General features: G+C 52.1%; 24 protein-coding genes. 16 read left to right on the forward strand and 8 right to left on the reverse strand.

Annotation, left to right across the window (positions count from 1 at the left end):
* Positions 1-4: 4 nt before the first annotated feature.
* The gene (locus tag AC4GL5_RS04410; protein ID WP_490381579.1) at positions 5-637 is read right to left on the reverse strand and encodes a Tn7 transposase TnsA N-terminal domain-containing protein; all 633 of its coding nucleotides are present in this window, start codon (positions 635-637) and stop codon (positions 5-7) included.
* Between the two features lie 184 nt (positions 638-821).
* Between AC4GL5_RS04410 and AC4GL5_RS04415 the strand changes: the two genes are divergently transcribed.
* The 4 genes from AC4GL5_RS04415 to AC4GL5_RS04430 all read left to right on the forward strand — a co-directional run bounded on the left by AC4GL5_RS04415 (position 822) and on the right by AC4GL5_RS04430 (position 6,170).
* Positions 822-1,466, forward strand: a complete 645-nt coding sequence (locus AC4GL5_RS04415) for an MBL fold metallo-hydrolase (protein WP_490381580.1) — start codon at positions 822-824, stop codon at positions 1,464-1,466.
* Positions 1,467-1,799: 333 nt separating this feature from the next.
* Positions 1,800-3,815, forward strand: a complete 2,016-nt coding sequence (locus AC4GL5_RS04420) for a TonB-dependent receptor plug domain-containing protein (RefSeq protein ID WP_490381581.1) — start codon at positions 1,800-1,802, stop codon at positions 3,813-3,815.
* Between the two features lie 35 nt (positions 3,816-3,850).
* Complete coding sequence (locus tag AC4GL5_RS04425) at positions 3,851-4,984, forward strand: hypothetical protein (protein WP_490381582.1); 1,134 nt, start codon at positions 3,851-3,853, stop codon at positions 4,982-4,984.
* Between the two features lie 100 nt (positions 4,985-5,084).
* On the forward strand, positions 5,085-6,170 hold the full coding sequence (locus AC4GL5_RS04430; protein WP_490381583.1) for a hemin-degrading factor: 1,086 nt from the start codon (positions 5,085-5,087) through the stop codon (positions 6,168-6,170).
* A 112-nt stretch (positions 6,171-6,282) separates the two neighbouring features.
* Here the strand turns inward: AC4GL5_RS04430 and AC4GL5_RS04435 are convergent, their stop codons facing one another.
* Genes AC4GL5_RS04435 through AC4GL5_RS04445 form a run of 3 tightly spaced genes read right to left on the reverse strand, consistent with a single transcriptional unit; the run spans position 6,283 to position 9,110 of the window.
* Complete coding sequence (locus AC4GL5_RS04435; protein ID WP_490381584.1) at positions 6,283-7,146, reverse strand: heme ABC transporter ATP-binding protein; 864 nt, start codon at positions 7,144-7,146, stop codon at positions 6,283-6,285.
* Between the two features lies 1 nt (position 7,147).
* Positions 7,148-8,179 (reverse strand): FecCD family ABC transporter permease, encoded by a 1,032-nt coding sequence (locus tag AC4GL5_RS04440; protein WP_490381585.1) that lies wholly within the window; start codon positions 8,177-8,179, stop codon positions 7,148-7,150.
* A gap of 4 nt (positions 8,180-8,183) precedes the next feature.
* Positions 8,184-9,110 (reverse strand): heme/hemin ABC transporter substrate-binding protein, encoded by a 927-nt coding sequence (locus AC4GL5_RS04445; protein WP_490381586.1) that lies wholly within the window; start codon positions 9,108-9,110, stop codon positions 8,184-8,186.
* 155 nt (positions 9,111-9,265) lie between these two features.
* Here AC4GL5_RS04445 and AC4GL5_RS04450 point away from each other — a divergent pair, with 155 nt between their 5' ends.
* The 12 genes from AC4GL5_RS04450 to AC4GL5_RS04505 all read left to right on the forward strand — a co-directional run bounded on the left by AC4GL5_RS04450 (position 9,266) and on the right by AC4GL5_RS04505 (position 19,023).
* Complete coding sequence (locus tag AC4GL5_RS04450) at positions 9,266-9,805, forward strand: HugZ family pyridoxamine 5'-phosphate oxidase (RefSeq protein WP_490381587.1); 540 nt, start codon at positions 9,266-9,268, stop codon at positions 9,803-9,805.
* Positions 9,806-10,075: 270 nt separating this feature from the next.
* The gene (locus AC4GL5_RS04455) at positions 10,076-10,852 is read left to right on the forward strand and encodes a response regulator transcription factor (RefSeq protein WP_490381588.1); all 777 of its coding nucleotides are present in this window, start codon (positions 10,076-10,078) and stop codon (positions 10,850-10,852) included.
* A complete protein-coding gene (locus tag AC4GL5_RS04460) occupies positions 10,852-12,237 on the forward strand; it encodes an ATP-binding protein (protein WP_490381589.1) in 1,386 nt (461 codons plus the stop codon). The genes AC4GL5_RS04455 and AC4GL5_RS04460 overlap by 1 nt, the downstream gene beginning before the upstream one ends.
* Positions 12,238-12,356: 119 nt before the next feature.
* The gene (locus AC4GL5_RS04465) at positions 12,357-12,998 is read left to right on the forward strand and encodes a PepSY-associated TM helix domain-containing protein (RefSeq protein WP_490381590.1); all 642 of its coding nucleotides are present in this window, start codon (positions 12,357-12,359) and stop codon (positions 12,996-12,998) included.
* Between the two features lie 60 nt (positions 12,999-13,058).
* Positions 13,059-13,610, forward strand: coding sequence for a DUF2271 domain-containing protein (locus AC4GL5_RS04470; RefSeq protein ID WP_490381591.1), 552 nt, complete (start codon positions 13,059-13,061; stop codon positions 13,608-13,610).
* A gap of 18 nt (positions 13,611-13,628) precedes the next feature.
* Entirely contained in the window at positions 13,629-14,462 is an 834-nt protein-coding gene (locus AC4GL5_RS04475) for a DUF4198 domain-containing protein (RefSeq protein WP_490381592.1), read from the forward strand.
* 13 nt (positions 14,463-14,475) lie between these two features.
* Positions 14,476-14,784, forward strand: a complete 309-nt coding sequence (locus AC4GL5_RS04480; RefSeq protein ID WP_490381593.1) for a hypothetical protein — start codon at positions 14,476-14,478, stop codon at positions 14,782-14,784.
* Positions 14,771-15,340, forward strand: a complete 570-nt coding sequence (locus tag AC4GL5_RS04485; RefSeq protein WP_490381594.1) for a DUF6162 family protein — start codon at positions 14,771-14,773, stop codon at positions 15,338-15,340. Before AC4GL5_RS04480 ends, AC4GL5_RS04485 begins: the two co-directional genes overlap by 14 nt.
* Before the next feature lie 26 nt (positions 15,341-15,366).
* Positions 15,367-16,353 carry a metal ABC transporter solute-binding protein, Zn/Mn family gene (locus AC4GL5_RS04490; RefSeq protein ID WP_490381595.1) on the forward strand — a complete coding sequence of 329 codons (987 nt, stop codon included), beginning with the start codon at positions 15,367-15,369 and terminating at the stop codon, positions 16,351-16,353.
* Positions 16,353-17,102, forward strand: coding sequence for a metal ABC transporter ATP-binding protein (locus AC4GL5_RS04495; RefSeq protein WP_490381596.1), 750 nt, complete (start codon positions 16,353-16,355; stop codon positions 17,100-17,102). The genes AC4GL5_RS04490 and AC4GL5_RS04495 overlap by 1 nt, the downstream gene beginning before the upstream one ends.
* Positions 17,099-17,998: a metal ABC transporter permease gene (locus AC4GL5_RS04500; RefSeq protein WP_490381597.1), complete on the forward strand. Its 900-nt coding sequence runs from the start codon at positions 17,099-17,101 to the stop codon at positions 17,996-17,998. The genes AC4GL5_RS04495 and AC4GL5_RS04500 overlap by 4 nt, the downstream gene beginning before the upstream one ends.
* Positions 17,999-18,072: 74 nt before the next feature.
* The gene (locus AC4GL5_RS04505; protein ID WP_490381598.1) at positions 18,073-19,023 is read left to right on the forward strand and encodes a hypothetical protein; all 951 of its coding nucleotides are present in this window, start codon (positions 18,073-18,075) and stop codon (positions 19,021-19,023) included.
* 87 nt (positions 19,024-19,110) lie between these two features.
* On the opposite strand, the gene AC4GL5_RS04510 is transcribed toward AC4GL5_RS04505, so the two are convergent.
* The 4 genes from AC4GL5_RS04510 to AC4GL5_RS04525 all read right to left on the reverse strand — a co-directional run bounded on the left by AC4GL5_RS04510 (position 19,111) and on the right by AC4GL5_RS04525 (position 23,889).
* On the reverse strand, positions 19,111-19,608 hold the full coding sequence (locus AC4GL5_RS04510; protein WP_490381599.1) for a chemotaxis protein CheX: 498 nt from the start codon (positions 19,606-19,608) through the stop codon (positions 19,111-19,113).
* Between the two features lie 413 nt (positions 19,609-20,021).
* Positions 20,022-20,366, reverse strand: coding sequence for a 4a-hydroxytetrahydrobiopterin dehydratase (locus tag AC4GL5_RS04515; RefSeq protein WP_490381600.1), 345 nt, complete (start codon positions 20,364-20,366; stop codon positions 20,022-20,024).
* Between the two features lie 221 nt (positions 20,367-20,587).
* On the reverse strand, positions 20,588-22,636 hold the full coding sequence (locus AC4GL5_RS04520; RefSeq protein ID WP_490381601.1) for a TonB-dependent copper receptor: 2,049 nt from the start codon (positions 22,634-22,636) through the stop codon (positions 20,588-20,590).
* A gap of 413 nt (positions 22,637-23,049) precedes the next feature.
* Positions 23,050-23,889 carry a hypothetical protein gene (locus AC4GL5_RS04525; protein ID WP_490381602.1) on the reverse strand — a complete coding sequence of 280 codons (840 nt, stop codon included), beginning with the start codon at positions 23,887-23,889 and terminating at the stop codon, positions 23,050-23,052.
* Positions 23,890-23,926: the final 37 nt, after the last annotated feature.

Here is a 23,926-nt window from a genome sequence, read left to right on the forward strand (position 1 = left end):
GTGTTTAATCCTCGGATGGTGTTAGTGATAATTCAGTAAATTTTGACACTTTTAAGTCAGCAGTTAGATATCCTCTAGCAAGCATCATTGCACATACAGGTATGAGATTTTGCTCTTCGAGATTAAGCAGAGAAGCGAGCTTAGCAACGCTTAAATCTTTTGTTTCGTGAAGTCTTTTTTTGATTTCGGCTTGTAGTTTAGAGTCTCCCTGAAAGGAGGCATAGCGGTGTAGGATCTTATAGTTAGTGAGAGCCGGTTCACTGCGAATTTGATTTTCAGTCACTAAGATCAACGTTTCCCCAATTTCTGAATATGCATCAATTTTTTGGGAAAAGTCATTTTGAAAGTCTGGGGATAGTAATTTCTTGACAGGTTTTACTTCGATGAAATTTGAAGTTCCGTCTTGATAGGAAACGGTAAAGTCTGGGGTATAGCGCCTTTTTTTATTCGCACTATCAAAATATTCTATGCCGTTAGGCTGTGAGGCAAAGCTGACTACTTTTTCTGAGTATTCAAGATGAAAACAAGCGTCAAATTCCAGGCTGCTTTCGCACATGATAGTGCTTCGATTTTTACGACTGGCGAATTTGAAGACATTTTTGACTGGACTAGGTTTTCTTAGATTACGATTGTACATGTAAACTATCCTTAATTATGTGCCAGAACAGCACAGCTTGGCTGTGAACGCTCACAAAAAGAGAAGCACCTTACTAAGGGTAGTAAATTTTCACTTTATGGTTGATTTTTCACCTTTTAGTTTATTTTTTTCACTTTATGGTTGAATTAACATATCAATCGCCCAAACGATCAGAGACGACCCCATGCAATATGAAATTATCCCGGTGACCGGCTTTCAACAGAACTGCACGCTGGTGTGGTGTGATTCCAGTAAAGACGCGGCTGTGATCGATCCCGGTGGTGATCTGGATAAGATTCTGGCGCGGGTTGAAGCGCTGCAACTGAAACTGAGTCAGATCTGGCTGACCCATGGCCATATTGATCATGCGGGTGGGACAGGTGAGCTGGCAGACAAGCTGAATCTGCCGATTATTGGCCCTCATAAAGATGATGGTTTCTGGATTGATGGGTTGGCGCAGCAGAGTCAGATGTTTGGTTTTCCGGCAGCAAAACCTTTCACGCCGACCCGCTGGTTGGAAGGTGGCGATACGGTAACGTTGGGGCAAGAGACCTTTCAGGTGATTCACTGCCCAGGGCATACGCCCGGTCATGTGGTTTTCTACCATGAAGGTGCTCAGTTTGCTCAGGTGGGGGATGTGCTGTTTCAGGGTTCTATTGGCCGTACCGATTTCCCGAAAGGCAACCACGGTGATCTGATCCGTTCGATCCGCGAGAAGCTGTTTCCGCTGGGTGATGAGATTCGTTTTGTTCCCGGTCATGGCCCCATGTCGACTTTTGGCCAAGAGCGCCAAACCAACCCTTTCTGCAGTGATCCGAATTACGGTTGATTCGATGAGAGGCCTTAGCTTCGCTCCGGGCTAAGGTTTCTGCATCCGGGTTTACTCACCCACGAACTCCCCTTCCTTGTTTCGTCCCCGCTTTTTTCTGCACGCTTCTCAACACTCTGATACTGGGTTTTATCCATCTGGGATGAATGGTTTCAGAGGATGGGACTAAGCGCGTGATGAGTTCCATCCTCTGTGTTTTAAATGTGGCTACCCATTTACGGGTTGCATCAATATTAGTGTTTTATTAATTTAAAATAATTCTCATTTCCGTTGAATAATATCTAAATGGTAATTATTATCATTGAGTTTTATTTATTCAGCGGGTGGGAAGCAATGCAAGGTACAACGGTAAAACCCCTTTCATCATGGATCATTTTAGGCACGCTGTTCCTGTCTTCCGGCGTTGTGTCAGCTCAGGGTGTTACCGGTTCATCTGATGAAACCTGGGTGATTACCGGTACCCGAACTGAACGCCTTCTTGACGATACTCCGGTACGTACTGAAGTGATCTCCCGGGATCAAATTGAAACGTTGCACGCCAGGCATCTTGGCGAGGCATTAAGGTCTATTCCCGGATTAATGCTGAAGGATATTCATGGCAAGGGCGGTCAGGAGGTCTGGCTGCAGGGATTGGATGCTGACCGGGTACTTATTCTGGTTAATGGCCGACCGGTTACTGCCAGCACCGGATCTTCTGTCGATGTCAGTCAGCTGGCTACAGCAGATATTGAGCGTATCGAGGTAGTCAAAGGCGCGACCTCCGCACTTTACGGTAGCTCTGCGATGGGAGGGGTGATCAATGTCATCACCCGTCAGCCCGAAAAAAGCTTCAGCCTTTCCGCGACCGCAGATGTGGGAAGTTATGGTGCCGGTAATATAGGCAACTCATCATACGGTTTAGGAGGGCGAAAACAGGATATCAGTGCGCGTTACGGCCAGCTGAACCTTGGGCTTAAACATGGTGGCTGGAGTGGTGCGCTGAACGCCAGTGTCCGGGATGTTGATGGCTATGATCTGGAGCCTGAAACACCCGCCAGAGATGGAGAGATGGGGCGCAAAAGCAATCTGTCAGCCCGTATTGCTTATAAGACGCTTCAGGGGGATGAGTATTTTTTTGAACCCAGTTATTACAAAGAGGATCTGGTTGCTGAAAACCTGATCTACTCACCGGGTATCGGCTACAAGGACAAAACCGAGATTGCTGAGCGCGAGCATCTTGATATCGGGAGTCGTCTGCAGTTTGGTGAAGACAGGTTGGGAATTTACCTGACCCATGAGTCTTTCAGTGATACCACGGACAAAGGTGATATTCGTACCGCCAAGCAGAATATTACCCGCGGTAGTTTGCAGTGGGATACGCCTCTGACAGACAACCAGTTGCTGACGTTGGGTGCAGATCTGTCCCGGGCAGAGCTGGAACAGTATATCGATAAGCCCAGCCTAAGTGGCTATAAACGCACAGACGAGATTGGTCATGGCACCAACAATAAAAGTGTCGAGGCGTTTGCACAAAACGACATCTTTATCGGGCAGGATTGGGAGTTTTTACCGGGGATACGTTACCAGTATGACTCTGACTTTGGTGATCATTACACCCCCAAAATTAACGTGCTTTATACCCCTGACTGGTTCACGGCAATGGAGTTGCGTATTCGCGCCGGTATGGGAAAAGGGTACCGTGTTCCCAGCCTGAAAGAGCGCTATTACGTTTTTGATCACAGCAATCTGGGTTATATGGTTATGGGTAACTCAGACCTGCAGCCGGAGCGTTCGGATAGTTTCCAGTTGGGTGCTGAAATGCGTTTTCCATCGGGACTGACTCTGGATCTGAGTCTGTTCCGCAATGAATTAACCGATCTTATTGCATCTGCGGCCAATCCTGATCATCCGCGAACCACACCCTCTGTGGTGATCTATGAATACCTCAATATTGATAAGGCGACGATTACCGGGGCCGAGCTGGCGCTGAAAAATCAGTGGCAATCATGGGTGTACTGGGATGCTGCTTTTACCCTGATGGATACAGAAAACGCCAGCACCGGCAAGCAGTTGACCGGACGCCCGCAACAACAGTTTAAAACCGGCCTGACCCTCCGACCCGGCAAAGGCTTCAGTGCAACGTTGCAGGGACAATATCAGAGCAAAAGCTATAACGATGTCGCTAATGACACTTATACACCTGCCTGGAGTCAGTGGGATCTGAAGCTCAATCAACAGATCAACCCCCACCTCAAGCTTTATCTGGGTATCGACAATCTTGCAGATACCACCAAAGACCCATCCGATCCGGACGACCAGGGGCCGCACCCCGGCCGCTTTGTTTATACAGGACTGAAGGTCGACCTTTAATTAAATCCGAAAAACAACCAACGGAGATGATACTCATGCCCCGCGAACACCTTTTTGCCCGTTCTTTCCTTACGACTGCAGTACTAACCGCTTTGCTGACTGGCTGTGGCTCATCAGATGATAGTGATAATAGCAAGGATGATCCTGATAAAACCTCGTCAGGTAAATGGCAGGCTGCAGTGGCATCCCCCAGCTTAACGCCAGGTGACGGAGCCCCGGTTTACTGGGATCTGGAGACCAACAGTATTGTTACGGAAAATGACGATTGGGAAATTAAGATCGCTAAGTCAGGCTATAGCACCGTTTATTCATTAAACGGAGGGGCATCAGGAAAGGGTCAGGCTGCGATTGCCGGTGCCGACAGTGATGGCAAAGCCCAGGGGGTTGGCGCACTCCTGGTTGATTCCGTCTGGGATGTGACCAACCCAACCGATACCGATCAGGTTTACAAATACTTCACCGACTCGGCGGAGGGAGCATTCAAGTCTCCGGGGGATTATGGGGCGCTTGAATATGGTGCCCATGGCGGGCATGCCATGTCACCGACCTTTGCGGTGTATCTGGTTGAAGATGGCGATGGCAACACACATAAAGTTCAGATCTTGAGCAATACCGGTGAAACCGGAACCCTATCGTCCGGCAGTCTCTTTATCCGCTACGCTGAAGCCACCGCTGATGCAGCGATTGAAACGATCAGTCTGGATGCAACAAGTGCTAAAGCCGGGCTGGATATTTCCGGAGACCTTGCGATTGCTGATACAGCCGCAAATACCAACTGGGATCTGGCCTATCAGAAGTACGTTGGCTTTAGCCTTAATGAGACAGCAAAAGGCTGTGTCGCCTTTAAGTATGACGCTTTGTACGATGCGGAGGGTAACCCGGTTTCCGATGAGTTTAAGAAACTGACTGCAACGAGCACGCAAGCGGACTTTAATGCGGTTAAATCCGGTGATTGCACCACTGCAGCCGATACCGTTAAAACACTGATGCCAACAAGTGGTTGGTACGATTATGACAGGGACACGCATCAGGTCAGCGTGCATGATAAGGGCGATAGCAACGGTTGGATTATCCAGTCTGCGGATGGTAAATCCTACGCAAGGGTGCATTTCAGTGCTTATAGTCCGTTAACGTTGCAGGTTGAAAAGTGGCAGGTCGCGGAAGAATAGATCGGCACCGTTTTCAATAAAACCTGAGAACCCCGCACACAGCAGATCGGTTGGGCGGGGTTTTTGCTTTATCGGCTAAATTACTCTTTTCGGAGCAATCATGACCTCTATTTCAAGCCCGGATGCTATCCGGCAGCTACGCCAACGTGTGGCTGATTTTAAAGCGGACAACCCTAAGCTGAGAATTCGCAATGTGGCCGATGCTCTCAATGTGAGCGAAGCGGAACTGGTCGCTTTGGAGTGTGGTGGCAGCGTATTTCGCCTGCGTTCGGATGCTGAAAGCCTGCGCCAGTTAATGTCCGACATCCGTAACCTTGGTTCTGTCATGGCGTTATCACGTAATGACAGTGCCGTGCATGAAAAAAACGGTGTGTATGGCAAGCTTGGGGGTGGCGATCATGTGGGGCTTTTCCTTGGCGATATCGACCTGCGAATCTTCTTCAAACAGTGGGCGCTGGCCTTTTATGTGGAAGAAGCCGGGCGTCGCAGTCTGCAGTTTTTTGATGCTGCCGGGGACGCTATTCACAAGATTTACGCCAACAGCGAAACCGATATGAGCGCACTGGATCAGTTGGTTCAGCGCTACAGGTCAGAAGATCAGTCTGCGGGTCTGGTTATTGATCCGGTCTCTGCAGCCGGAGCTGATCGGCGAGTGACAGAACCGACCCAGGCCGATAGTGATATTGATCTTAGGCGGTTTCATCAGGACTGGGATCAGCTTCAGGATGTGCATGATTTTTTTGCGTTGCTGAAAAAACATCACCTTGAGCGTCGTCAGGCGTTTCGGTTGGCCGGTCAGGCAAGGGCCAGACAGCTCCCGATCGATGTCCTTGAGCAAGCGCTGACACTGGCTGCAGATCAAGAGTTGCCTATCATGGTCTTTGTCGGCAATAGCGGCATAGTTCAGATTCATACCGGACCGGTGAAGAAACTGATGCGCACAGGCCCCTGGTTCAATGTACTGGATCCGGGTTTTAATCTGCATGCTAACACCGACGCTTTCACCGAAGCCTGGCTGGTTCGTCGTCCAACAGAAGATGGCACCGTGTCTTCACTGGAAATTTTTGACCGAAACGGACATCAGGTTTTACAGATGTTTGGTGCCCGAAAACCCGGCCAGCAAGAATTGCCGGAATGGCAGGCGTTGCTGGAATCGCTGGAATCTTCAGCTGACGCTTCGGCTTGAATCAAGCCCATCAGCAAGCGTCTGAATAAACCACTAAAAGCCGGGTGCACGAAGTGACCCGGCTTTTTCGTTTTAAGTTTTTTGCTGCGGCTAATCGGTTGGAATGATGTGATCAGATCAGAACGGTTTGCCCGCTATCCGTCTGTATGATCTGGGGACGGTATTGCCAGTGATACTCTATAGTTTCCGGTGTCAGGATCTTTTCCGGCCTTCCCTCCAGAGCAACTTCCCCTTTGTCGATCAGACAGCAGCGGTCACAGTATTGCAGTGCCTGATTCAGATCGTGCAGGATCACCAGCACACCGTAGCCATTCTGTTTCGCCTGTTTTCTGGCGAGGGATAGAATGCCGTGTTGCTGGCCCAGATCCTGTGCCGATGTGGGTTCATCAAGCATTAATAGTGGTGCGAGTTCTGCCTGACTTAACTGCAGCAGGACGCGGGCTAACTGAACCCGCTGGCGTTCACCGCCAGACAGCGATGGGTAGCTGCGATCCGCCAGATGCAGACAGTCAGCCTGATCCATGACGCTATGGGTCAGCCGCCAGCCCTCTTTGTGGCTGATTGAGAGGGGTGTCAGCCCCAGGGCAACAACTTCCTGCGCCTGGAAAGGAAACGTCAGTTCGCTGGATTGAGCCAGTACGCCCAGATGCTGAGCCAAATGCTGGTGATTCCACGCTCTGCGGGGTCTGTTATGCAGTTTAACCTCGCCACTGCTTTCCAGGGTTCCGGTGATGGCTTTGAAAAAGGTGGATTTACCAGCGCCATTGGGGCCGAGGACACCAACAACTTCTCCTGGATGCATCGAAAAATGATCCACATTAAGAAGGCTTTTTGTTCCCGCCATCACATGGAGATCAGAGACCGACAGCAGGGCCGTTTTCTCAGTAGTGCAGATCGCTTGTCCGGTTATATCAGGCCTTCGGTCAGAGGCCGTGTGGTGTTCAGAAGACGAATGAATCGGGTCGGAAACAGTCATATCAGGCATTCCAGCGGCGGCGTTGTTGAATCAGCATAAACAGAAAGAAGGGCGCACCCATCAGGGCTGTAACCAGACCGACAGGCAGCTCCGCGGGTTGTACAGCCAAACGTGAGAACAGATCAGCAATCAGCAATAACAGAGCGCCACACAGCGCTGCCAGCGGCAAAAGGCTGGTATGGCTTGGGCCGGTCGCCATGCGCACAATATGGGGTACCACTAAGCCAATAAAGCCGATGATGCCTGAGCAGGCAACGGCAACACCCACGCCGATCGCGGTAAGAATAATTAACTCCAGTTTCAGGCGTTCCACATTGATGCCCAGATGACGGGCATCGGATTCACCCAGTAAGAGCGCGTTAAGTGCTCCGGCGCGCTTCTGGAAGGCAACAGCCAGTAGCAGGAAGGTGGCGCTGGCCAGAAGAATTTTATGGGTATCGCTACCGGCCAGAGATCCCATCTGCCAGAGACTTAATGCCCTGAGATTTTCATCACTGGCAAAATAACTGACAAAGCCGATGGCTGCCCCGGCAAAAGCCGACAGCGCGACCCCGGCCAGCAGGAGTACCAGCACCGACGTGCCGGACCGGGTTTGCGACAACCCGTAAACCAGAAGTGTCGCCCCAAGGCCTGCTACAAAGGCTGCCACCGGAACCGACCAGGCTGAAATGCTTGCCGGTAGCCAGACAATCGCAATAACAGCGCCCACAGCCGCACCGGAAGAAACACCAATGATTCCCGGATCAGCCAAGGGGTTGCGGAACAACCCCTGCATCACGGCACCGCACTGGGCCAGAATTGCCCCCACGGCCAACGCCAGCAGCATTCGCGGCAATCTCAGCTCCATCACCACAGCCTGTTGATAATCCTGCAGGCTGCTGAAGGCAGAGCCGGTTGCTGCGTCAATTATGGCTAATAGACTGTCCAGCGCAGGCAGAGGCATCGCTCCCAGCATCACAGAGGACAGTGCCGCCAGAAGCAGCAGTAACAGCAGTACTGAGGCGGTCATTACAGGAGGCAGGCGCAGCATCATGTCGTTACTCCCCGGTATCCGCCAAAGAGACGGGTGGCACGTTTTTGTGTGCTGCGACAGACCGATCATGAATCAGATCCGACAAGCGCTGAGCTTCTGTCAGTGCGGAAACACTTAAACCCCCTGAAACGATGCTGCGCCCGTCAACGGCATAGACTTTTCCGCTTTGCCCGGCGGGTGTGTGCTGCAGCAAGGGATTGCTCTTAAGAAAGCGCTCAACGCCCTCGTTGGGATCGCGGGTAGAAACCAGAATTAAGGTCGGCTGCATAGCAACCAGTGCTTCGACAGAGATGCTGCGATAGTTATCGTAATCGGCCAGATTGTGCGCACCGGTCAGGGAGATCAGCGCTCCACCACCGGTTTTACTTCCGGCCATGCGCAGTTTGCTGTCCATATTGAGCAGAAAAACCGCTCTCTCATCAGCCAGGGACTGAGCGTCGAGTCGCTGCTGCTTTTGGTTGTTGCGCCGGATCAGGGCTTCGCCTTGTTGCGGGATATTCAGCTGCTGAGCCAGATGCCGGATATTGTGGTTCAGCTGCTGTGTTGTATGGGCAACCGGCAACTGAATCAGTTGCACCGGGCTTTGCTGAAGCTGGCGTATCACATGATCCGGCCCCATATGGTTGCTACCCACCAGCAGGTCGGGATTCATGCTCATAATCCCTTCGGCGGATAAATTGCGGTGATAGCCAACCGATGGCAGAGGGTTATCGGCATCGGGCTGAGTACTGGTGACATCAATGGCGATCAGTTGATCCTGCAGGCCAAAAGCCACCAGAAGCTCGGTGCTGCCCGAGTCTGTGCTGATAATGCGTTTTGAGGCTTGTTCTTCAGCCGCCAGCGCTGTTGGTGACACAGCGCTAATCGCAAAAAAAGAGAGAGCCAGCGAAATGACCGCTCTGTACAGGAGTGAGGAGTTGGCTTGTGTCATGATGTCTGTTCGTCCGTTCGGGGTTTGATAAGGATTCAATCCTGCTGGATATCTCAAAAATATTAATGATAATAATTTGCATTTGCAAGAATGTGTTTTCCGGATTATCGTTGTCGGGTTGGATTTGAGTTATCAAACGTCATTGGAGAAGCGACATGACCCCGGAAGAAAAGCAGCAAAAACTGGCCATTAAGATCAATCGAGATGTGTTGGATTTTATCGAAAGCCGCAAAAGCCTTTATCTGTCGAGTATTCAGCCTGATGGTAAGCCCTATGCTTCCTATGCCCCTTTTGCCATAGGCGATGAGTGTCTCTACGTGCTGTTAAGTGAAATTGCACTGCATGCCATCAATCTGCAGCACAATGCGTCAGCGTCGGTGTTGATTGCACAGGATGAAGACAGTGCCAAAGAGTTGTTTGCCCGGGTGCGGGTGAATTACGCCGTAGAAGCAGAGCTTTTAGCCGTTGACTCCCCTCAGTGGAATGAAGGGGTGAAAATCATGACCGACCGCTTAGGTCAGCGCGTTGAAAACCTGAGTCAGTTATCAGACTTTCGCCTGTTCCGCCTCAAGCCTCAGGGCGGTCGTTTTGTGAAAGGGTTTGGCGCAGCTTATACCCTGGTGGGTAATACGCTGGCCGGTGAAGCTGTCGATCATCTCCGTGAAGGACATAAAAAACGCACAGAGGCAGCATAAGGCGGCTTTTGGGCGATCGGAGACGTCTTATTTGAAGGCATCTTATGACTAGGGTGCCTTTTGATTATCTGCGATGCCGGGTGGCCGAGAGTGAATGGCTTGGGTTTACCCCGGATTTCGGGCCATCGTTCTTTTTGCAGTACGTTTCTCTCTCTTCTCCCTGTTTTTAATTCTCATTTGATAATGGTTTTTGTTTGCATATAATGCATGGATTTTCCTGCGGTAACGGAATTCCCGTATCCGGCCGTGTAACCAGCCGTGAGGTGAACAGTGAACGCTAAATTTGATCCGGAACGTTTCGATGAATTCAGTTGTGGTTCTGATAATGGTGCTCCTGACGGACGTCAGTCTGCCCGGATTCTGCTGGTGGAAGATGATGAGGAGGTCAGCCGTCTGATCTCGGCCTCATTGCAGCAGCAAGGGTTTGAGGTTGCCGTGTGCCGTGATGGGGAATCCGGTCTGCTTGCGGCTCTTTCCGATCATTATCAGGTGATTTTGCTGGATATTATGTTGCCGGAACTGGATGGCCTGAGTTTACTGAATCGGCTTAGGGCCGCTGAAAAAGATACCCCTGTGATTCTGCTGTCAGCACTGGGTGAGGAGCAGGATCGTATCCGGGGGTTTCATTCCGGTGCCGATGATTATCTGCCAAAACCCTTCAGCATCATGGAACTGGTGCTGCGTATTCAGGTACTGATCCGCCGCTGTTATGCCTCGATAAACTCGGAAGACAGCTCTGAACTGAGTGACCACTACCTGATCCTGAGCCGCAAAGAGAAGCAGGTATGGGTTCGCAACCCTGAGGGAGAATCCCGATCATTACTGGATCTGACCCCGGTCGAATTTGAGCTGCTTTGGCAGCTGATGAAGCAGCGCGATGAGGTGCTCAGCCGACCTTATCTTTATCAGTTGGTGCTTAACCGCCCGTTCAGCCGTTACGACCGCAGTCTGGATATGCATATCAGCAACCTGCGCAATAAAATCCGCCGTTACCTGCCGGAAGCGGGCCTTATTCAGACGGTACGGGGGCAGGGATACCGCTACTGATGAGTCGTCGCCTTTATATCCTGCTGGTGCTGGGTATCTGCCTGGGCAGCCTGATGTTGTTCAGTCTGATGCATAAGGCGGAGGATTACCTGTCACGGCATCTGACCCGAATTGATCCTGTCGCCCGGCAAGAACTGAAGGGCTATGCGTTGCAAGCGGAGCGCTTTTATCGTTTGGGTGATCAGGCGGGTATGCAGCAATTGATTGCCGATATTGAGGCCAAGCATCAGACCTGGGCAGCGGTACTGACACCTCAGCTGCATGCCGCATTAGGCACCGAGGTGCCTGAAGCCTATCTGTCTCGGTTAAGCTTTCAACGCAAACTGAGCTGGCCCGTGCACACGGTCTGGAAGGAGGTGCTGATCGGTATTCCTTTTCAGGATCACAGCGCAAGTTTTGTTATACGCCTGCCTGCTGCCATGCACCCGCGGCCAAACCTGTTTCTTTGGCATGTCGGTCTGGTTTGGCTGTTGCCGCTGAGTGTTCTTTTTGTCTTTACCCACTGGCTCTACCGCCATCTGATTCGCCCCATCAATATCCTGAAAAATTCGGCGAAAGATCTGGCCTATAAAGAGTTTGCTCGGCCGGTTCGTCCCCAGCTGGGTAATCGGCAGGATGAGTTGGCCCAGCTGGCCACCTCGTTTGATGAGATGGTCGAGCGTATCCAGTTACTGGTTAGCTCTCAGCGCCAGCTGATTGGTGATCTTTCCCATGAGTTGCGCACGCCCTTGGCCCGAATGAAACTGGTTCAGGACAGCGACTGGCCGGAAGCGCAGCGAAGAGAAAAACTGGATCGGGAGATCAGCCTGATCAATCAACTGATTGATGATGCCATGACTCTTGCCTGGCTGGATAACGAACAGCGTCGTCATCTGCCGGAGCATCTGCAGGAAGAGGTTCAGCTGGGTCAGCTGTTGGATGTGATCTGTGATGATGCTGAATTTGAGTTCAGCGGCCGCCAGATCGTCCGGGACTATCCTGATGATGTGCTGCTGAAGCAGAGCAACGCTTTGGCGTTGAGTCAGAGTCTGGAAAATATTATCCGCAACGGTCTGATCCACAGCCCTGAGGGTGGAGCGCTGAAAGTCAGTGTTTACTTTCAATCCTCACAAGCTGCGGGATCAACAGAATCAGACGAAGCGGGCGCACCTCGTCAGATTCAGATCAGCATTACGGATCAGGGGCGAGGCGTGCCTGAGGCGCAGCTGGATAAAATCTTTCACCCCTTCTTTCGGCTGGATAAAGCCCGTGCCCGCAAACGCGGTGGCTTTGGTCTGGGACTGGCGATTGCCCGTAAACAGGTGCTGCGTTTAGGCGGTCATCTGCAGGCGGAGAATGTTCCCGGTGCGGGTCTTAAAGTGACCCTTACATTGCCCTGTTGCTAATCAATAATCGCTAAAGTAAAGAGTGTAAATTTCATTTTCCTGCGACCATTTTCATCCCACAATAGCCATTAATTGATAATTGTTATCAATCGCATATTTGACGTTATATAGGCTATTCCGTGCTCGACAAAATCGCTGCTCTTTTTCCTGCCCGAACGGTTCGGGTGATCCATATCTACAGCTCTATGGTGATGCTGTTCATCATGCTGTTTTTCACCCTAACCGGTATCACGCTGAACCATCCTGACTGGTTTCGCTCGTCTGAGCCGGCTCAGTTGATTGAGACCGATATTCCGGTGTCGCTATTGCATCAGACACAACGGCTTTTGGCGCAGCAGGATGATGTTTCGCAGGTGAATACGCTGCTGCTGGCCGTGCCGCTTCTGGACTGGATTCGGGATAGTCATCAGGTTCAGGGGCAGGAGCTGCGTCTGGACTGGGATGCTGACGAGCAGTTTTTGGTGGCAGATATTCAGCAGCCGGGTGGATACAGCCTTGCTGAATTTGATCTGGCAGCCGGCACGCTAATGCTGGAGCGCAAAGACGCCAGCCTGATTCATCAGCTCAACGACCTTCATAAGGGGCGTAACACCGGTGATTTATGGCGGGGCTTTATCGACGTTTCTGCCGTCATTTTGCTGCTGTTTACTCTGAGTGGTTTCTGGTTGCTGTTGCCCCAGAAAAAGCGCCGTCGCAGAGCCTTTTCTGTCAGCGGTGTTGGGCTTGGCTTCTTTCTCTTTCTCTACTGGCACACCCTCTAATCTGGCAGGCCTTATCAGTAGGCACACGCCCGGATAGATACCAACAGGACATTGCACGTTATGCGACATAAATATTTTCAGAATAAAGGCTGGCGGGTCGGTTTTGCAGGTTTCGCAGCAGGTATGGCTCTGGTGTTTCTAACCGCGCAGCCACTTCATGCCGCAGCCGCTAGCAGTCCGGAGGCGCTGTCGATCAGCTTTAGTTTGCCGGAGATTCAGACCGGTCAGTACCAGCGCCCTTATACCGCGGTCTGGGTTGAAGATGCCTCCGGCAAAGCGGTGAAAACACTGGCGGTCTGGCACGGTGATAAGAAGTGGCTTAAGGATCTACGTCGCTGGTGGCGTAAAACCGGTCGTTATCAGGACGGTGATATTGACGGTGCAACCGGAGCCACCAAAGGGCCGGGACAGTATTCCCTGAGCTGGGATGGTACCGACAGCGCTGGTAAGCCGGTTGCTGAAGGTGAGTATCAGCTGGTGTTGGAAGCTTCCCGCGAGCACGGCAGCCGAACCCTGCTTAAACAGAAATTCACGCTGCCGGACAGCCGTAAAACCTATCGCCTTAAAGCGGGCAAAGAGCTGGGTCCGGCAACCCTTGAGCAAGCACATTAGGATCAAAGGAAAATCATCATGTTGCATACAAGACTGAAGAAATGGGGCAAAAAGGCCGCCCTGATAACGCTGGCAACTCTGGGAGCCAGCAGTTTGGCTCAGGCGCACCCGATGTGGTTGTTGCCCCACGAATACAACCTGTCCGGTGAGAAGGCGGAATGGATTACGGTCGATGCCTCGGCATCCCATACTATTTTCAGCCCTGATAAAGCATTGGGTCTGGATCGTCTTTCAATCTATACCCCGGAAGGTGGTAAGCAACGTTTAGGCAGTTACTACAAAGGCCATCGTCGCAGTGTGTTTGATCTGGCGATCGATCAGCCCGGCACCTGGAAGCTGGAGCTGGCGCGGCCAACGGTTTATTTCACCTTCTATACCAACAAACGTGGTGCCAGTAAGCGCATCTTTGCCGATAAGCTGGCCGCAGCGGATCAGTTGCCGGATGGCGCGCAGGATGTGGTCACCAAGCAGTTTAATGTCAGCACCGTCAGCTACATCACCTGGCAGGCCCCGGACAATAAGGTGCTGGAACTGACCGGTAAAGGTCTTGAATTGGCAGGCCCGACTCACCCAAGCGATGTGGTCGCCGGTGACGAGGTGCGTTTCCAGTTCTTTGTGGATGGAAAACCGGCACAAGGGGTTGAGGTGGAACTCACCCCGAATAACACCAAATACCGCAACGACCGCATGATGCAGAAGCTGAAAACCGACAGTAAAGGCATGCTGGTCTTTACCCCTGAGGTTGTCGGCCCCTGGTATCTGGCCGCCAAGGTTGATCACGACCGCCAGTCAGATCGTGCGGACAGTGAAAGCTCGCTGATGTACATGACCTTTGATGTTCAGTTGCCCTAAGTAAGGAGGCGTTATGTACAGGTTAGTAACCCTGGGCTTATTGCTGGCAGGTAGCTTGTTCAGTCAGGCCGCTCTGGCACACTTTCCTATTATGACCTGCGAACAACAGGCCGGTAGCGTGCACTGCGAGACCGGGTTCAGTGATGGCAGCCTGAGTGTTAATAAGCCGGTAACCGTCCTGAGCTACGACGATGAGGTTTTGCTGCAGCTGATCACGGATGCAGCTTCTTCTGTGACCTTTACGGCACCGTCCGGTGAGTACTACATACGCTTTGACTCCGGCCATGAGCAGCCGGTTGAGATCGACTATGACGAACTCTGATTCCGGTCGGCAAAGTGCTCACATCAGATCAGAGCGGGTCAGGCCTAATAACGGCCAGCAGGAAAGCCTTTGGGCTTTCCTGACCCTGGCGCTGATTCTGCTGATCAGCGCCTGCGGTGTCTGGCTGAATCAGGCGCCGGTGCCCAAAGCCGCTGCACATCTTAAGCTGAATACTGAGCAGAAAAGGTTGCTGACCCAGCTCAGTAGTGCTGCCAGTGAGATACGTTTTCTGGCGGAGAGTGACCTTTCATCCGGACACGGAATCCGTATCGAAAACAGCCCGCAGTGGCCGGATCTGGAAACCCTTATCGCTTTTGGTGTGCCACCTTTTGCCAGTTCTTCTGTGAACCTCAGTGGTAACGCCGGTTTTCGCTGGCTGAACCCGAAACCCGGCTGTTTTATCGGTGAAAATGCCTCTGCAAACGCCGGTCATCTTATGTTACTGATGGGGGAGCGCCTGAGTCAGCCTGCTCAGCTCTATAGCCGCCAGACCGCTCTGTCCAGTGAACCCTGCCATCCGGATGCTCAGTGGCAACATCAACTTTCAGAATTTTAGTCGGCCTCGTCCGGCAGGAGCCTGTTGTGTACCTTGTAAACGCTTCCCGATTGTCTTATCTGCTGATGTCAGTGCTGACTCTGTTTGTTCTGGCGACAGCATTCATTTTTTCTCCTGCAGCCGAAGCCAGCGAAAAACGTCTTCAGGTGGGGATTGCACTGCATCCTTATTACAGCTACGTGGCGGAAATTGTCGGTGATCGGGCTGATATCCTGCCTTTGGTCGAGTCCGGTTTTAACCCCCACAGTTATGAGCTGCAGCCCTCAGATCTGAATCGCCTGATGAAGATGGATGCTCTGGTACTGAATGGTATCGGCCATGACGAGTTTGCCGTACACGCGGTAGAAAAGCTGATATCCAGTCAGCCTGCGTTAGGGGACAAACTGACGCTGATCTATGCCAACAAGGATGTGCCTCTTTTGGCGGCAGCCAATACCCGCAACGCCTGGAACCCCCATAGTTTTGTCTCTATTGATGCTGCAATCCGTCAGATCTATACCATCGCCCGGGAACTGGGGCAGTTGGATCAGGTTAATGCCCGCTTCTACCAGAAAAATGCTCTGAACTATGCCCGTAAGTTACGCCAGTTGAAGAATCGTCATCTGAAAGCTTTTCAGGGCAAGGATCTGAGCCGTATCCGCATCGCCAGTACCCATAACGCTTATGGCTACTTTCTGCAGGAGTTCGGTATCAGCATCGATACCGTGATCGAACCCGCTCATGGCGTCGAGCCCAGTGCGACCCAGCTGAAAAAGACCATTGAGCGTATCCGTGAAGCGAACGTCAATCTGCTGTTCACCGAGCTGGATATGGATAACCGCTATGTGAAAACCATCGAAGCGGCAACTGGCGTGCGCCTCTATCATTTTTCCCATATGACCTTCGGCCCCTTTGAGAAAGATAAGGTGTATCGGGAGATGGAGCAGAACCTGATGACCTTAACCCAGGCGCTAAATGCGGCTCTGGCCGCTGAGAATGCTCCGACGGCCCCGGATCAGGGAGAGAAGAGTTGATGAACGCTTATGCATCAGCTGATGTCGGTTTTATGGGCGAAGAGCGTCGGATCAAAGGCCCATCCATCGAACTGGATCAGCTCAGTCTTCGTTTTGGTGAGCATCAGCTGTTCAAACCGGTCAGCCTGACGCTGGCTGCGGGCAAGCTGCATATGCTGACCGGTGCCAACGGTGCCGGTAAGTCATCCTTGCTGAAGTGTATGGCAGGGCTGATGCCCCATCGCGGGGAGATTTTCTGGCATTGGCCTGGGACCTTAGAGGGTGGGAGCAATCCTTGGGAGGGCAAGGACAAGGTTGCCTATATCCCTCAGTTGGAGGCCTTTGATGCCACGCTGCCGATCACGGTTGAGGATTATCTGCTGGCGAGTATTCAGCCCAGAGTCTTTTTCCGTCGCCCGGCGGACAAGGAGCAGCAGCGTCTGGCTCTCTTGCTGTCTACCGTCGGGCTGGATCAGAAGCGCCAGCGCAAAATCGGTCAGCTGTCAGGCGGTGAGCGCCAGCGTCTGCTGTTTGCCCGTGCTTTGGCTCAGGGAGCCCGTCTCTGGTTTCTCGATGAACCTATGAACGGGCTGGACCGCACTGCTCAGGAGCAGATTGTGAAGTTGATTCTGCAACTGAAGGCAGAGGGCTGCACACTGGTGATGGTGCATCATGATTCTGACTTTGTTAACGCCTTTGCGGATCAGGAAATTAAGCTGGTTGATGGCGATGTAAGCCTTCACCGGTCTGATCGTGGGAGGCTTCAATGACCGTATCGCAATTACTGGCTGACGGTGTCGCTGCAGGCTGGCTTCCGGAAGTCTTTCAGTATCCCTTTGTTACTTACGCCTTGATCGCTGCCGTGATGGTAGGGCCGTTATTGGGGGCCTTGGGCACCCTGGTGGTGGTAAAGCGTCTGGCCTTTTTCTCTGAAGCGGTGGGTCATGGAGCTTTGACCGGCGTTGCGGTTGGTATCCTTCTGGGAGAACCCGCTACGCAACCTATTGCCGCTCTGTTTGGCTTCTGTATGAGTTTTGCTCTGGTGCTGCATTGGGTCAAAAGCCGTACTCAGGTGCCTTACGATGCTTTGGTGGGTGTTTTTCTCGCCTTTGCCATCGCCCTTGGCGCTGCGCTTCTGCTGTATGTCGCCAAGAAGGTAAACGTGCACATTCTGGAGAATGTGCTCTTTGGTTCCATTCTGACCGTCACTCCTGCGGATCTGATGTTGCTGGGCGGTATCAGTGTGATTAGCTGGGTGCTGATCTGGCGCTACGGTAATCAGGCCCTGATGTCGGCACTTCAGCCCGATCTGGCACGAGTTCAGGGAGCTGCTGGCCGTAAAACCAACGTCACCCTGTTGGATTACGGCTTTGTCCTGCTGATCGCGCTGATTACCGTTGCTGCCGTGAAAATTATCGGTGCCGTTCTGGTGGGAGCTTTGTTATTGATTCCGGCAACCACAGCCCGCCTGATCAGTGCGAACCTGCGTAGTTTCTTTATACGAACGCTGATGATCTCTACCGGTTGTTGTGTTGCGGGCGTGGTTTTACCCATGGCGATGGAGATTCCGATCCCTTCCGGCGCGGCCATTGTCCTGCTGGCCAGCAGCCTCTTTCTGCTGATGGTGCTGTTACGCCAGCTGGGTTGGAGCCAAAAGCCTGCCTGACCTTTTAATGACCTTATTTTTTAAATATTTTCTGAATCCTTACAGGTACTGTAACCAGCAGGGGAGATTGATCCATGTCTGAACAACTGAATAAGCGGTTGCCGTCTTCCGGCGAGAAATCTCTGTGGGGGCGACTTCAGCATCACTTGCCCTCTTTGTTACTGGCGGTGCTGGTTATAGGCTCTGCTTCTTTACTGATAAGCCGAAACGCTTTGGCCGTAGCCGCTGTAACCCAAACCAAATCAGTAACCCAAACCAAATCTGAAGCCGTGCAGACTGAGTATCTGGCAACGGTTTTGCCGGTCGCGCATCTGTTGAGTCGTGCTCTGCTGGCGGATACCGCTGTGCAGGTGGATTACCTGCCTTCCAAACGCTATCCCGTCAGCCGTATCGGTTACTGGATCGATAAAAAATTACCGGAGGAGCTATCGGGTCTGCCGGCTTATCGGGCGGTTGCAGAAGTGGCCTCTATCTGGCCGGAAGGGGCCATTTATCCGGCGCTGCGCCAGCGCAATATTGGTGTGATTCCGGTGGACTTTGCTGCGCAGATCAAACCGGGAGGTGCCCGAATCAGCCGTTCAGCAGATGGGCAGGCACTGGATTTCTTCTGGCTGAACAGCGCTAACCTCAAGGTGATGACGGCGATTCTGGCGGAAGATTTTGCCCGCATCTGGCCCCAGCATCAGGCGGTGATTCAGCGTAATCAGCAGCAGGCTTTGAGTGCCATTACAGATTATGCACTCAAGCTGGATGAAACCTTGTGGCATCAGGGCTGGGATGGTGTCTGCAGCGACGATCAGGCGTTACAGCCGATGTTGCAGAGTTTGAGTTTGCCATTGTTGGCCGAGAACAAGACTGAAGATCTGACAGGATTCCGCTGCCTCTGGATTGAAGAGGGCAAAAAACAGGATGCAGACAAGGCAAAAGATATCTGGACACTGAACGGCCTAAACCGTTTTGAGAAAACCAGTCTGATACTCTGGTTAGAGGATAATCTGACGCGACTGGAGCAGGTGTCTGGCTAGGTTTTGCTATAGGGGATTAATACTAATAGCCCGAAAGCCAGCCAGGTGCTGGCTTTGTGCGTTCTGGGGCTAAACAATATCGCTAACTCAGTGGATGCGGGCATCCTGCTGAAATTCACCAAGTCCGGCAATGCTGAATTCAGAGAAGCAGATGCCAGCCGGAGTCTCAAACTGCATCATCAGTTTCGGATCGTGACTTGCGTGGTGAATCCGCTGACGGAAACCCTGAAAGACCTGGGGGGAAGTCAGCAGAAAGTGAGCGTCTTTGTCCTGCATATATTGACGGGCTTCACTGCAGGCCAGATAAGTCAGGCGACCTGCAACACTCAGGACGGTGTTATCGATATGGCGAACCTGATGGTGACTGATTTCGGAAGCGATAAACAGGATCAGATCACGGCTGAAGCTTAAAGCCAGAGAGCCTACATGATTGTTGATCTGCATATTCACCAGGCCGGTAACAGCGCCTTGGGCCAGTTCATGCTTTTTAAGTTTGATACGGCCGGGGTGGGGTTTGTGGTGAGTGATACGGTTCAGCGTTTCCATCACCGAGAAGAGTACAGGGTTGATATAGTCCGCACGCATAATATCCACCTGCTAATCCATTTTTGGAGGTTCCGCTCGGCTGCCTTTTGAGCTGATCGAGCGGGTGGCTGAATCCAATAATAGAATAATAACTTTATGATGTATCTATGGGATTACAATTGAAAAACTTTCTAAGATTTGTGTTACAAAAGCCGGGTTTTGTAGCGAAATATGTCTGTCTTTTTTCTGTTGGGATACTATTTATTCTGGGATGAGTGGTTGGTTAACCGTTTGAATCAACCGGTATCGATTTTGATCTGTGGCGTGTTTTAGTGCGATAGTGGTTGGCGATAGGTCGCAGGATGGGAGCGATAGGCATGGAACCCGCATCTTTGTTTTTATGCCGGTTTTTCTGATGTAAATTGGATCTGGGTTGACGGTGGCTTGAGAGCTGCCTTGGGTACCGAGCAGGGTTAGCCCTGCTCATAAATCTCATCGGTTCGGGCGGCCATAATAAAGTCGTTTTTGTGCAGCCCCATAATCTTATGGGTCCACCAGCGTACGGTGACTTTGCCCCATTCGGTAACGATCTCCGGATGATGATTTTCCACCTCTGCGAGTTCCCCCACCGCGTTAGTAAAATTGAGTGCGCTGCGAAAATCCTTAAAGGTATAAACGCGGCAGATCAGTCGGATATCGTCATCCACGACCAGATGCCATTCAGGAACTTCGTTTAACAGATGTTCCAGTTCGTCACCGGTTACCCGGGGTGCATCGGCTCGGCATGCCTCGCAGGAAAATTGGCTTAGCTCGCTCATTATCAGATCCTTCAATGGTTGTTTTTTTCCGGATACTTAACTCTTCCAAGGTTAGTCGATTTTTACGGGCAAGGGTTTAAAACAAAAAAAGCCACGCCGGAAATGGCGTGGCTGAATTTTCAGAAAGGAAAACGAATCAGTCTTTGTACCTGACTGATAACAAAGCGGATCAGATGCCTCAGGCTCAGAACTCAGAAACGCCTGTCTTAAAAACGCCTGTCTTAAAAACTATAGTGCGCCTTAAGCCAAAGACTGCGTCCTGGTTCCATTACCTGAACAGGCTCTGGATTAAAGCTGTCGTTGCGGCTTTCGTGCAGGGTGTAATCTTTATCGAACAGGTTGTTGATACCGGCGTCCAGTGTCAGGTTATCCTGTACCTGATAGCGGGCATCGAGATTAGCAACCCAGTACGAGGGGGTTTCCCGTACATCCTGTCCACCGCAGTCACTGTCATCGTAGAGGCAGACGTCGTCCTGCTTGGTCGCGGAAACCAGCTCAAGACCCGCCTGCCAGCTGTTCTGCAGATAGCGCGCTTTAGCACGTAGTTCCAAAGGCGAGATCTGTGACAGAGCTTCACCGTTGTCATCGTTTTCACCCTTGATCCATGCCAGTTGTGTACTGAACAACCAGTTAGCGTTGATGCGGTGGCTGGCTTGTGCTTCGATACCCATCAGGGTGGCATCCACATTGGTATAACGATCTTTCCCGGTTACATTTGAGCGCAGAATATAATCATCGACCTTGTTCACCCAGCCGCTGACGGAACCTTTGGCAGCTCCCATATTGATCGATAGGATGCCTTCCAGCTGGTGATGTTTTTCCGGTTCCAGTTCTGGGTTGCCGATCCATGTAGATGTCGCGATATAGCGTTCGGTGGCATCTGCGGTGCGTACACTGCGGGAAACAATCGTATCCCATTGCCAGAGTGCGTTGATACTGTGGCTCCACTGGCCAAAGCCTCCGACATTGGTTTCGGTCTGGTCAACGTTACTGGTGCCGTAGAGGTCTTCCGGTGTTTTTCCGGCCATCATGCCGCCGGTAAAGGCTTCATCGGGCCGGCTGGCGCTGGCATCAACCTGATCGACACGAAGACCACCTTTAATACGGTTGCTGCCGTCGAGGGTTGTTTCTGCTTCTGCGAAGAGTCCTATCTGGCGGATATTGGCATCCGGCCACTGAATACCGGCAATCTTATCCATCATCATGGGGAGCTGCTGGTTGGCGTTGCGGGTGTTGTCCTGCAGATCGATCCCGGCTAACCAGTCGATGCGGTTGGTCACCCCGGTTAAGACCAGACGGCCACCCTGAGTATCTGAGGTAGAGGGGGCATCCATCTTCATCTTGGCGGTGAATTCCCGCAGGCTGTAGTTGTCCATCAGATGTTCAACATCGCTCTGATAGATCTCAGCCTTAAGGGTTTTCAGAGAACCCCCGGTAAAGGTGTGATCCAGTTTCAGGCGGATGTTTTCAGCGCGGGCGTAGGGGCTGTCCATACCGGCACCGGCGAAGAGCACGTCGGTTTCTTCGGTTTTCTCAAAGCTGGCCTGAACACGGGTGTTATTGCTGATGGCGTAGCCGCCCATCAGGGTGCCGGACTGGCTCTTGTATGCCGAGCGCACTTCGTCACCGTTACCGTCCTCATAGTTATCGCCCTCAGCGGTGTGGCCAATCACACGGATATAGCCCTGATCACTGCCTGCGGCGACATCCGCAGCCATCTCCCATTTCTCACCATTGGTTTCGTAGCTGCTGCTGACGGAGCCGGTGACCGGTTTGTCTGTAAAGGTTGGCCACTTGCGTTCAAACAGCACGGTGCCACCGGATCCGCCACCGCCATACTGAACGGTGCGGTTACCTTTAATGACCGTAATCCAGTCATAACTGTCGACAGCGGTATAAGTGGTGGGCGGGTCCATACGGTTGGGGCAGCCACCATGCAGATAAGCGCCATCGAGCAGAACATTCACAGCGGTTTGTTTCTGGCCGCGAATAATCGGATCAATGGCGCGCCCGCCCATACGGGTGCCGGAGATGCCATTCAGGCTCTTCAGCAGTTCACCACCATCGGTGACAGGTGCCGGTTGAACACTTTCCAGAGATTGACTCAGATTTTCCTGCTGCTGACCGCGGGTGATTTCGATCACCAGACCTGATTCTGATGCCTGGGGTGCCAGAGTGTTATCTGATGTTTCGGCATAAGCTAATGAAAAGGGAGAGCCAGCCAGCGCGGCCGTAATTGCGAGAGAAAGTAGAGATCGTGCGGGAGTCATGACGCAAACATCCTTAACAAATCAGATTATTGAAGGGGTTGTATTGATAGCTCTTCTTGATGGCTTGTATCGATGGTTCGGATCTTGATGGTTTGTATTGATGGTTCTGGAACTTTTTCCTGAAGGCTAATTCCGCCGGAGCCGCTTTGTCGGTTGGGTGACAGAGTGATGGCTCCGGGAGGAATCGGAATTAGCAACTGCTAATGGTTGATAGTGATTTTAGAGGCTGGGCAGATAATGAAAATGTGGCCTGATGTCACAGTAGGCAGAGTGTCGCAGCGACAATTTGTCGCAAAAAAAAAGCAGGATCTGGTGCTCAATGCATCTTAAAGACGCTAACTGAACAGGATCCTGCCATATGTTTTTTTACGAGTAAAACGACTCAGTCTTTAAAGCTGATGTAGCGTTTGGGATCAGTACAGCGGCTGTTCCGGCCAAACCAGCCAGATTGCGAGAAGACCGGGAATCACACTGGCAACCAGCGTTTCGCTCAATGCTTTCCACCAGGGCTGCTTGTTGTCCTGCCCGGAAGGCCATTTCACCAGCAGTGGCAGAGCCAGTAGCAGAAGCGCCCAGATATTGACATCGGCATAGTAGTGGGCGTAAGCCAGTACCATCAGCCAGACGGCCATAGCACCCTGTGCGATCACCAGCTGGGTACGCGGTTCTGCGGTGATAACACGGCTCAGTAGCCAGACCGCCCCCAGTGCTGAGCAGATACCACCAACCAGTTGCGCCAGCGACAGCGAGCTGGAGATGCCGATCACCAGTGCTGACATCGTCATCATACCGATCAGACTCACCGGAAAGCGGAAGCTGTTGTTCTGACGTTCAGAACCCATAACCACGATACCTGCCACCAGCAGACCGCCAATGGCGTGGCTGACCATCTCAATCAGAGACATACGCCCCACAATCGGTTGAGCGACCACCGCAAAGCTCAGTACCAGAGCAACGCCAAAACCCGCCATACGGATATTTCGTGGCGTACGAATTGCAAGAGCCGGAATCAGCGGCATCAGCAACAGCCAGTCCATCGCTTGCCGGGGCGGGAAGCTCCAGCGGGTATGAATACCCTGAGCGGCTGCTAACCAGGCCAGCCAGATCACCAGAGGGGCCAGCCAGTAGGCGATTTTGCCTTTACCGGTCTGTTCCAGCTTAAAGAGGATAAAGCTGATCACCAGTGCTGCCAGCATGGGATAAACCACAATCGGCAGCAGCATCATCAGCGGTGAAACGGATTCACCATACATATTTGAGGTGTCCTTTATCAGGGAGCGCAGAGCTAAG

Source organism: Oceanospirillum sp. (genome assembly GCF_982874595.1).

What these genes read in the sequence shown, in the direction of transcription:
- AC4GL5_RS04410 (WP_490381579.1), bottom strand. Translation starts at nt 637, where the DNA reads ATGTACAATCGTAATCTAAGAAAACCTAGTCCAGTCAAAAATGTCTTC.
- AC4GL5_RS04415 (WP_490381580.1), top strand. Translation starts at nt 822, where the DNA reads ATGCAATATGAAATTATCCCGGTGACCGGCTTTCAACAGAACTGCACG.
- AC4GL5_RS04420 (WP_490381581.1), top strand. Translation starts at nt 1,800, where the DNA reads ATGCAAGGTACAACGGTAAAACCCCTTTCATCATGGATCATTTTAGGC.
- AC4GL5_RS04425 (WP_490381582.1), top strand. Translation starts at nt 3,851, where the DNA reads ATGCCCCGCGAACACCTTTTTGCCCGTTCTTTCCTTACGACTGCAGTA.
- AC4GL5_RS04430 (WP_490381583.1), top strand. Translation starts at nt 5,085, where the DNA reads ATGACCTCTATTTCAAGCCCGGATGCTATCCGGCAGCTACGCCAACGT.
- AC4GL5_RS04435 (WP_490381584.1), bottom strand. Translation starts at nt 7,146, where the DNA reads ATGACTGTTTCCGACCCGATTCATTCGTCTTCTGAACACCACACGGCC.
- AC4GL5_RS04440 (WP_490381585.1), bottom strand. Translation starts at nt 8,179, where the DNA reads ATGATGCTGCGCCTGCCTCCTGTAATGACCGCCTCAGTACTGCTGTTA.
- AC4GL5_RS04445 (WP_490381586.1), bottom strand. Translation starts at nt 9,110, where the DNA reads ATGACACAAGCCAACTCCTCACTCCTGTACAGAGCGGTCATTTCGCTG.
- AC4GL5_RS04450 (WP_490381587.1), top strand. Translation starts at nt 9,266, where the DNA reads ATGACCCCGGAAGAAAAGCAGCAAAAACTGGCCATTAAGATCAATCGA.
- AC4GL5_RS04460 (WP_490381589.1), top strand. Translation starts at nt 10,852, where the DNA reads ATGAGTCGTCGCCTTTATATCCTGCTGGTGCTGGGTATCTGCCTGGGC.
- AC4GL5_RS04470 (WP_490381591.1), top strand. Translation starts at nt 13,059, where the DNA reads ATGCGACATAAATATTTTCAGAATAAAGGCTGGCGGGTCGGTTTTGCA.
- AC4GL5_RS04475 (WP_490381592.1), top strand. Translation starts at nt 13,629, where the DNA reads ATGTTGCATACAAGACTGAAGAAATGGGGCAAAAAGGCCGCCCTGATA.
- AC4GL5_RS04480 (WP_490381593.1), top strand. Translation starts at nt 14,476, where the DNA reads ATGTACAGGTTAGTAACCCTGGGCTTATTGCTGGCAGGTAGCTTGTTC.
- AC4GL5_RS04485 (WP_490381594.1), top strand. Translation starts at nt 14,771, where the DNA reads ATGACGAACTCTGATTCCGGTCGGCAAAGTGCTCACATCAGATCAGAG.
- AC4GL5_RS04495 (WP_490381596.1), top strand. Translation starts at nt 16,353, where the DNA reads ATGAACGCTTATGCATCAGCTGATGTCGGTTTTATGGGCGAAGAGCGT.
- AC4GL5_RS04500 (WP_490381597.1), top strand. Translation starts at nt 17,099, where the DNA reads ATGACCGTATCGCAATTACTGGCTGACGGTGTCGCTGCAGGCTGGCTT.
- AC4GL5_RS04505 (WP_490381598.1), top strand. Translation starts at nt 18,073, where the DNA reads ATGTCTGAACAACTGAATAAGCGGTTGCCGTCTTCCGGCGAGAAATCT.
- AC4GL5_RS04510 (WP_490381599.1), bottom strand. Translation starts at nt 19,608, where the DNA reads ATGCGTGCGGACTATATCAACCCTGTACTCTTCTCGGTGATGGAAACG.
- AC4GL5_RS04515 (WP_490381600.1), bottom strand. Translation starts at nt 20,366, where the DNA reads ATGAGCGAGCTAAGCCAATTTTCCTGCGAGGCATGCCGAGCCGATGCA.
- AC4GL5_RS04520 (WP_490381601.1), bottom strand. Translation starts at nt 22,636, where the DNA reads ATGACTCCCGCACGATCTCTACTTTCTCTCGCAATTACGGCCGCGCTG.
- AC4GL5_RS04525 (WP_490381602.1), bottom strand. Translation starts at nt 23,889, where the DNA reads ATGTATGGTGAATCCGTTTCACCGCTGATGATGCTGCTGCCGATTGTG.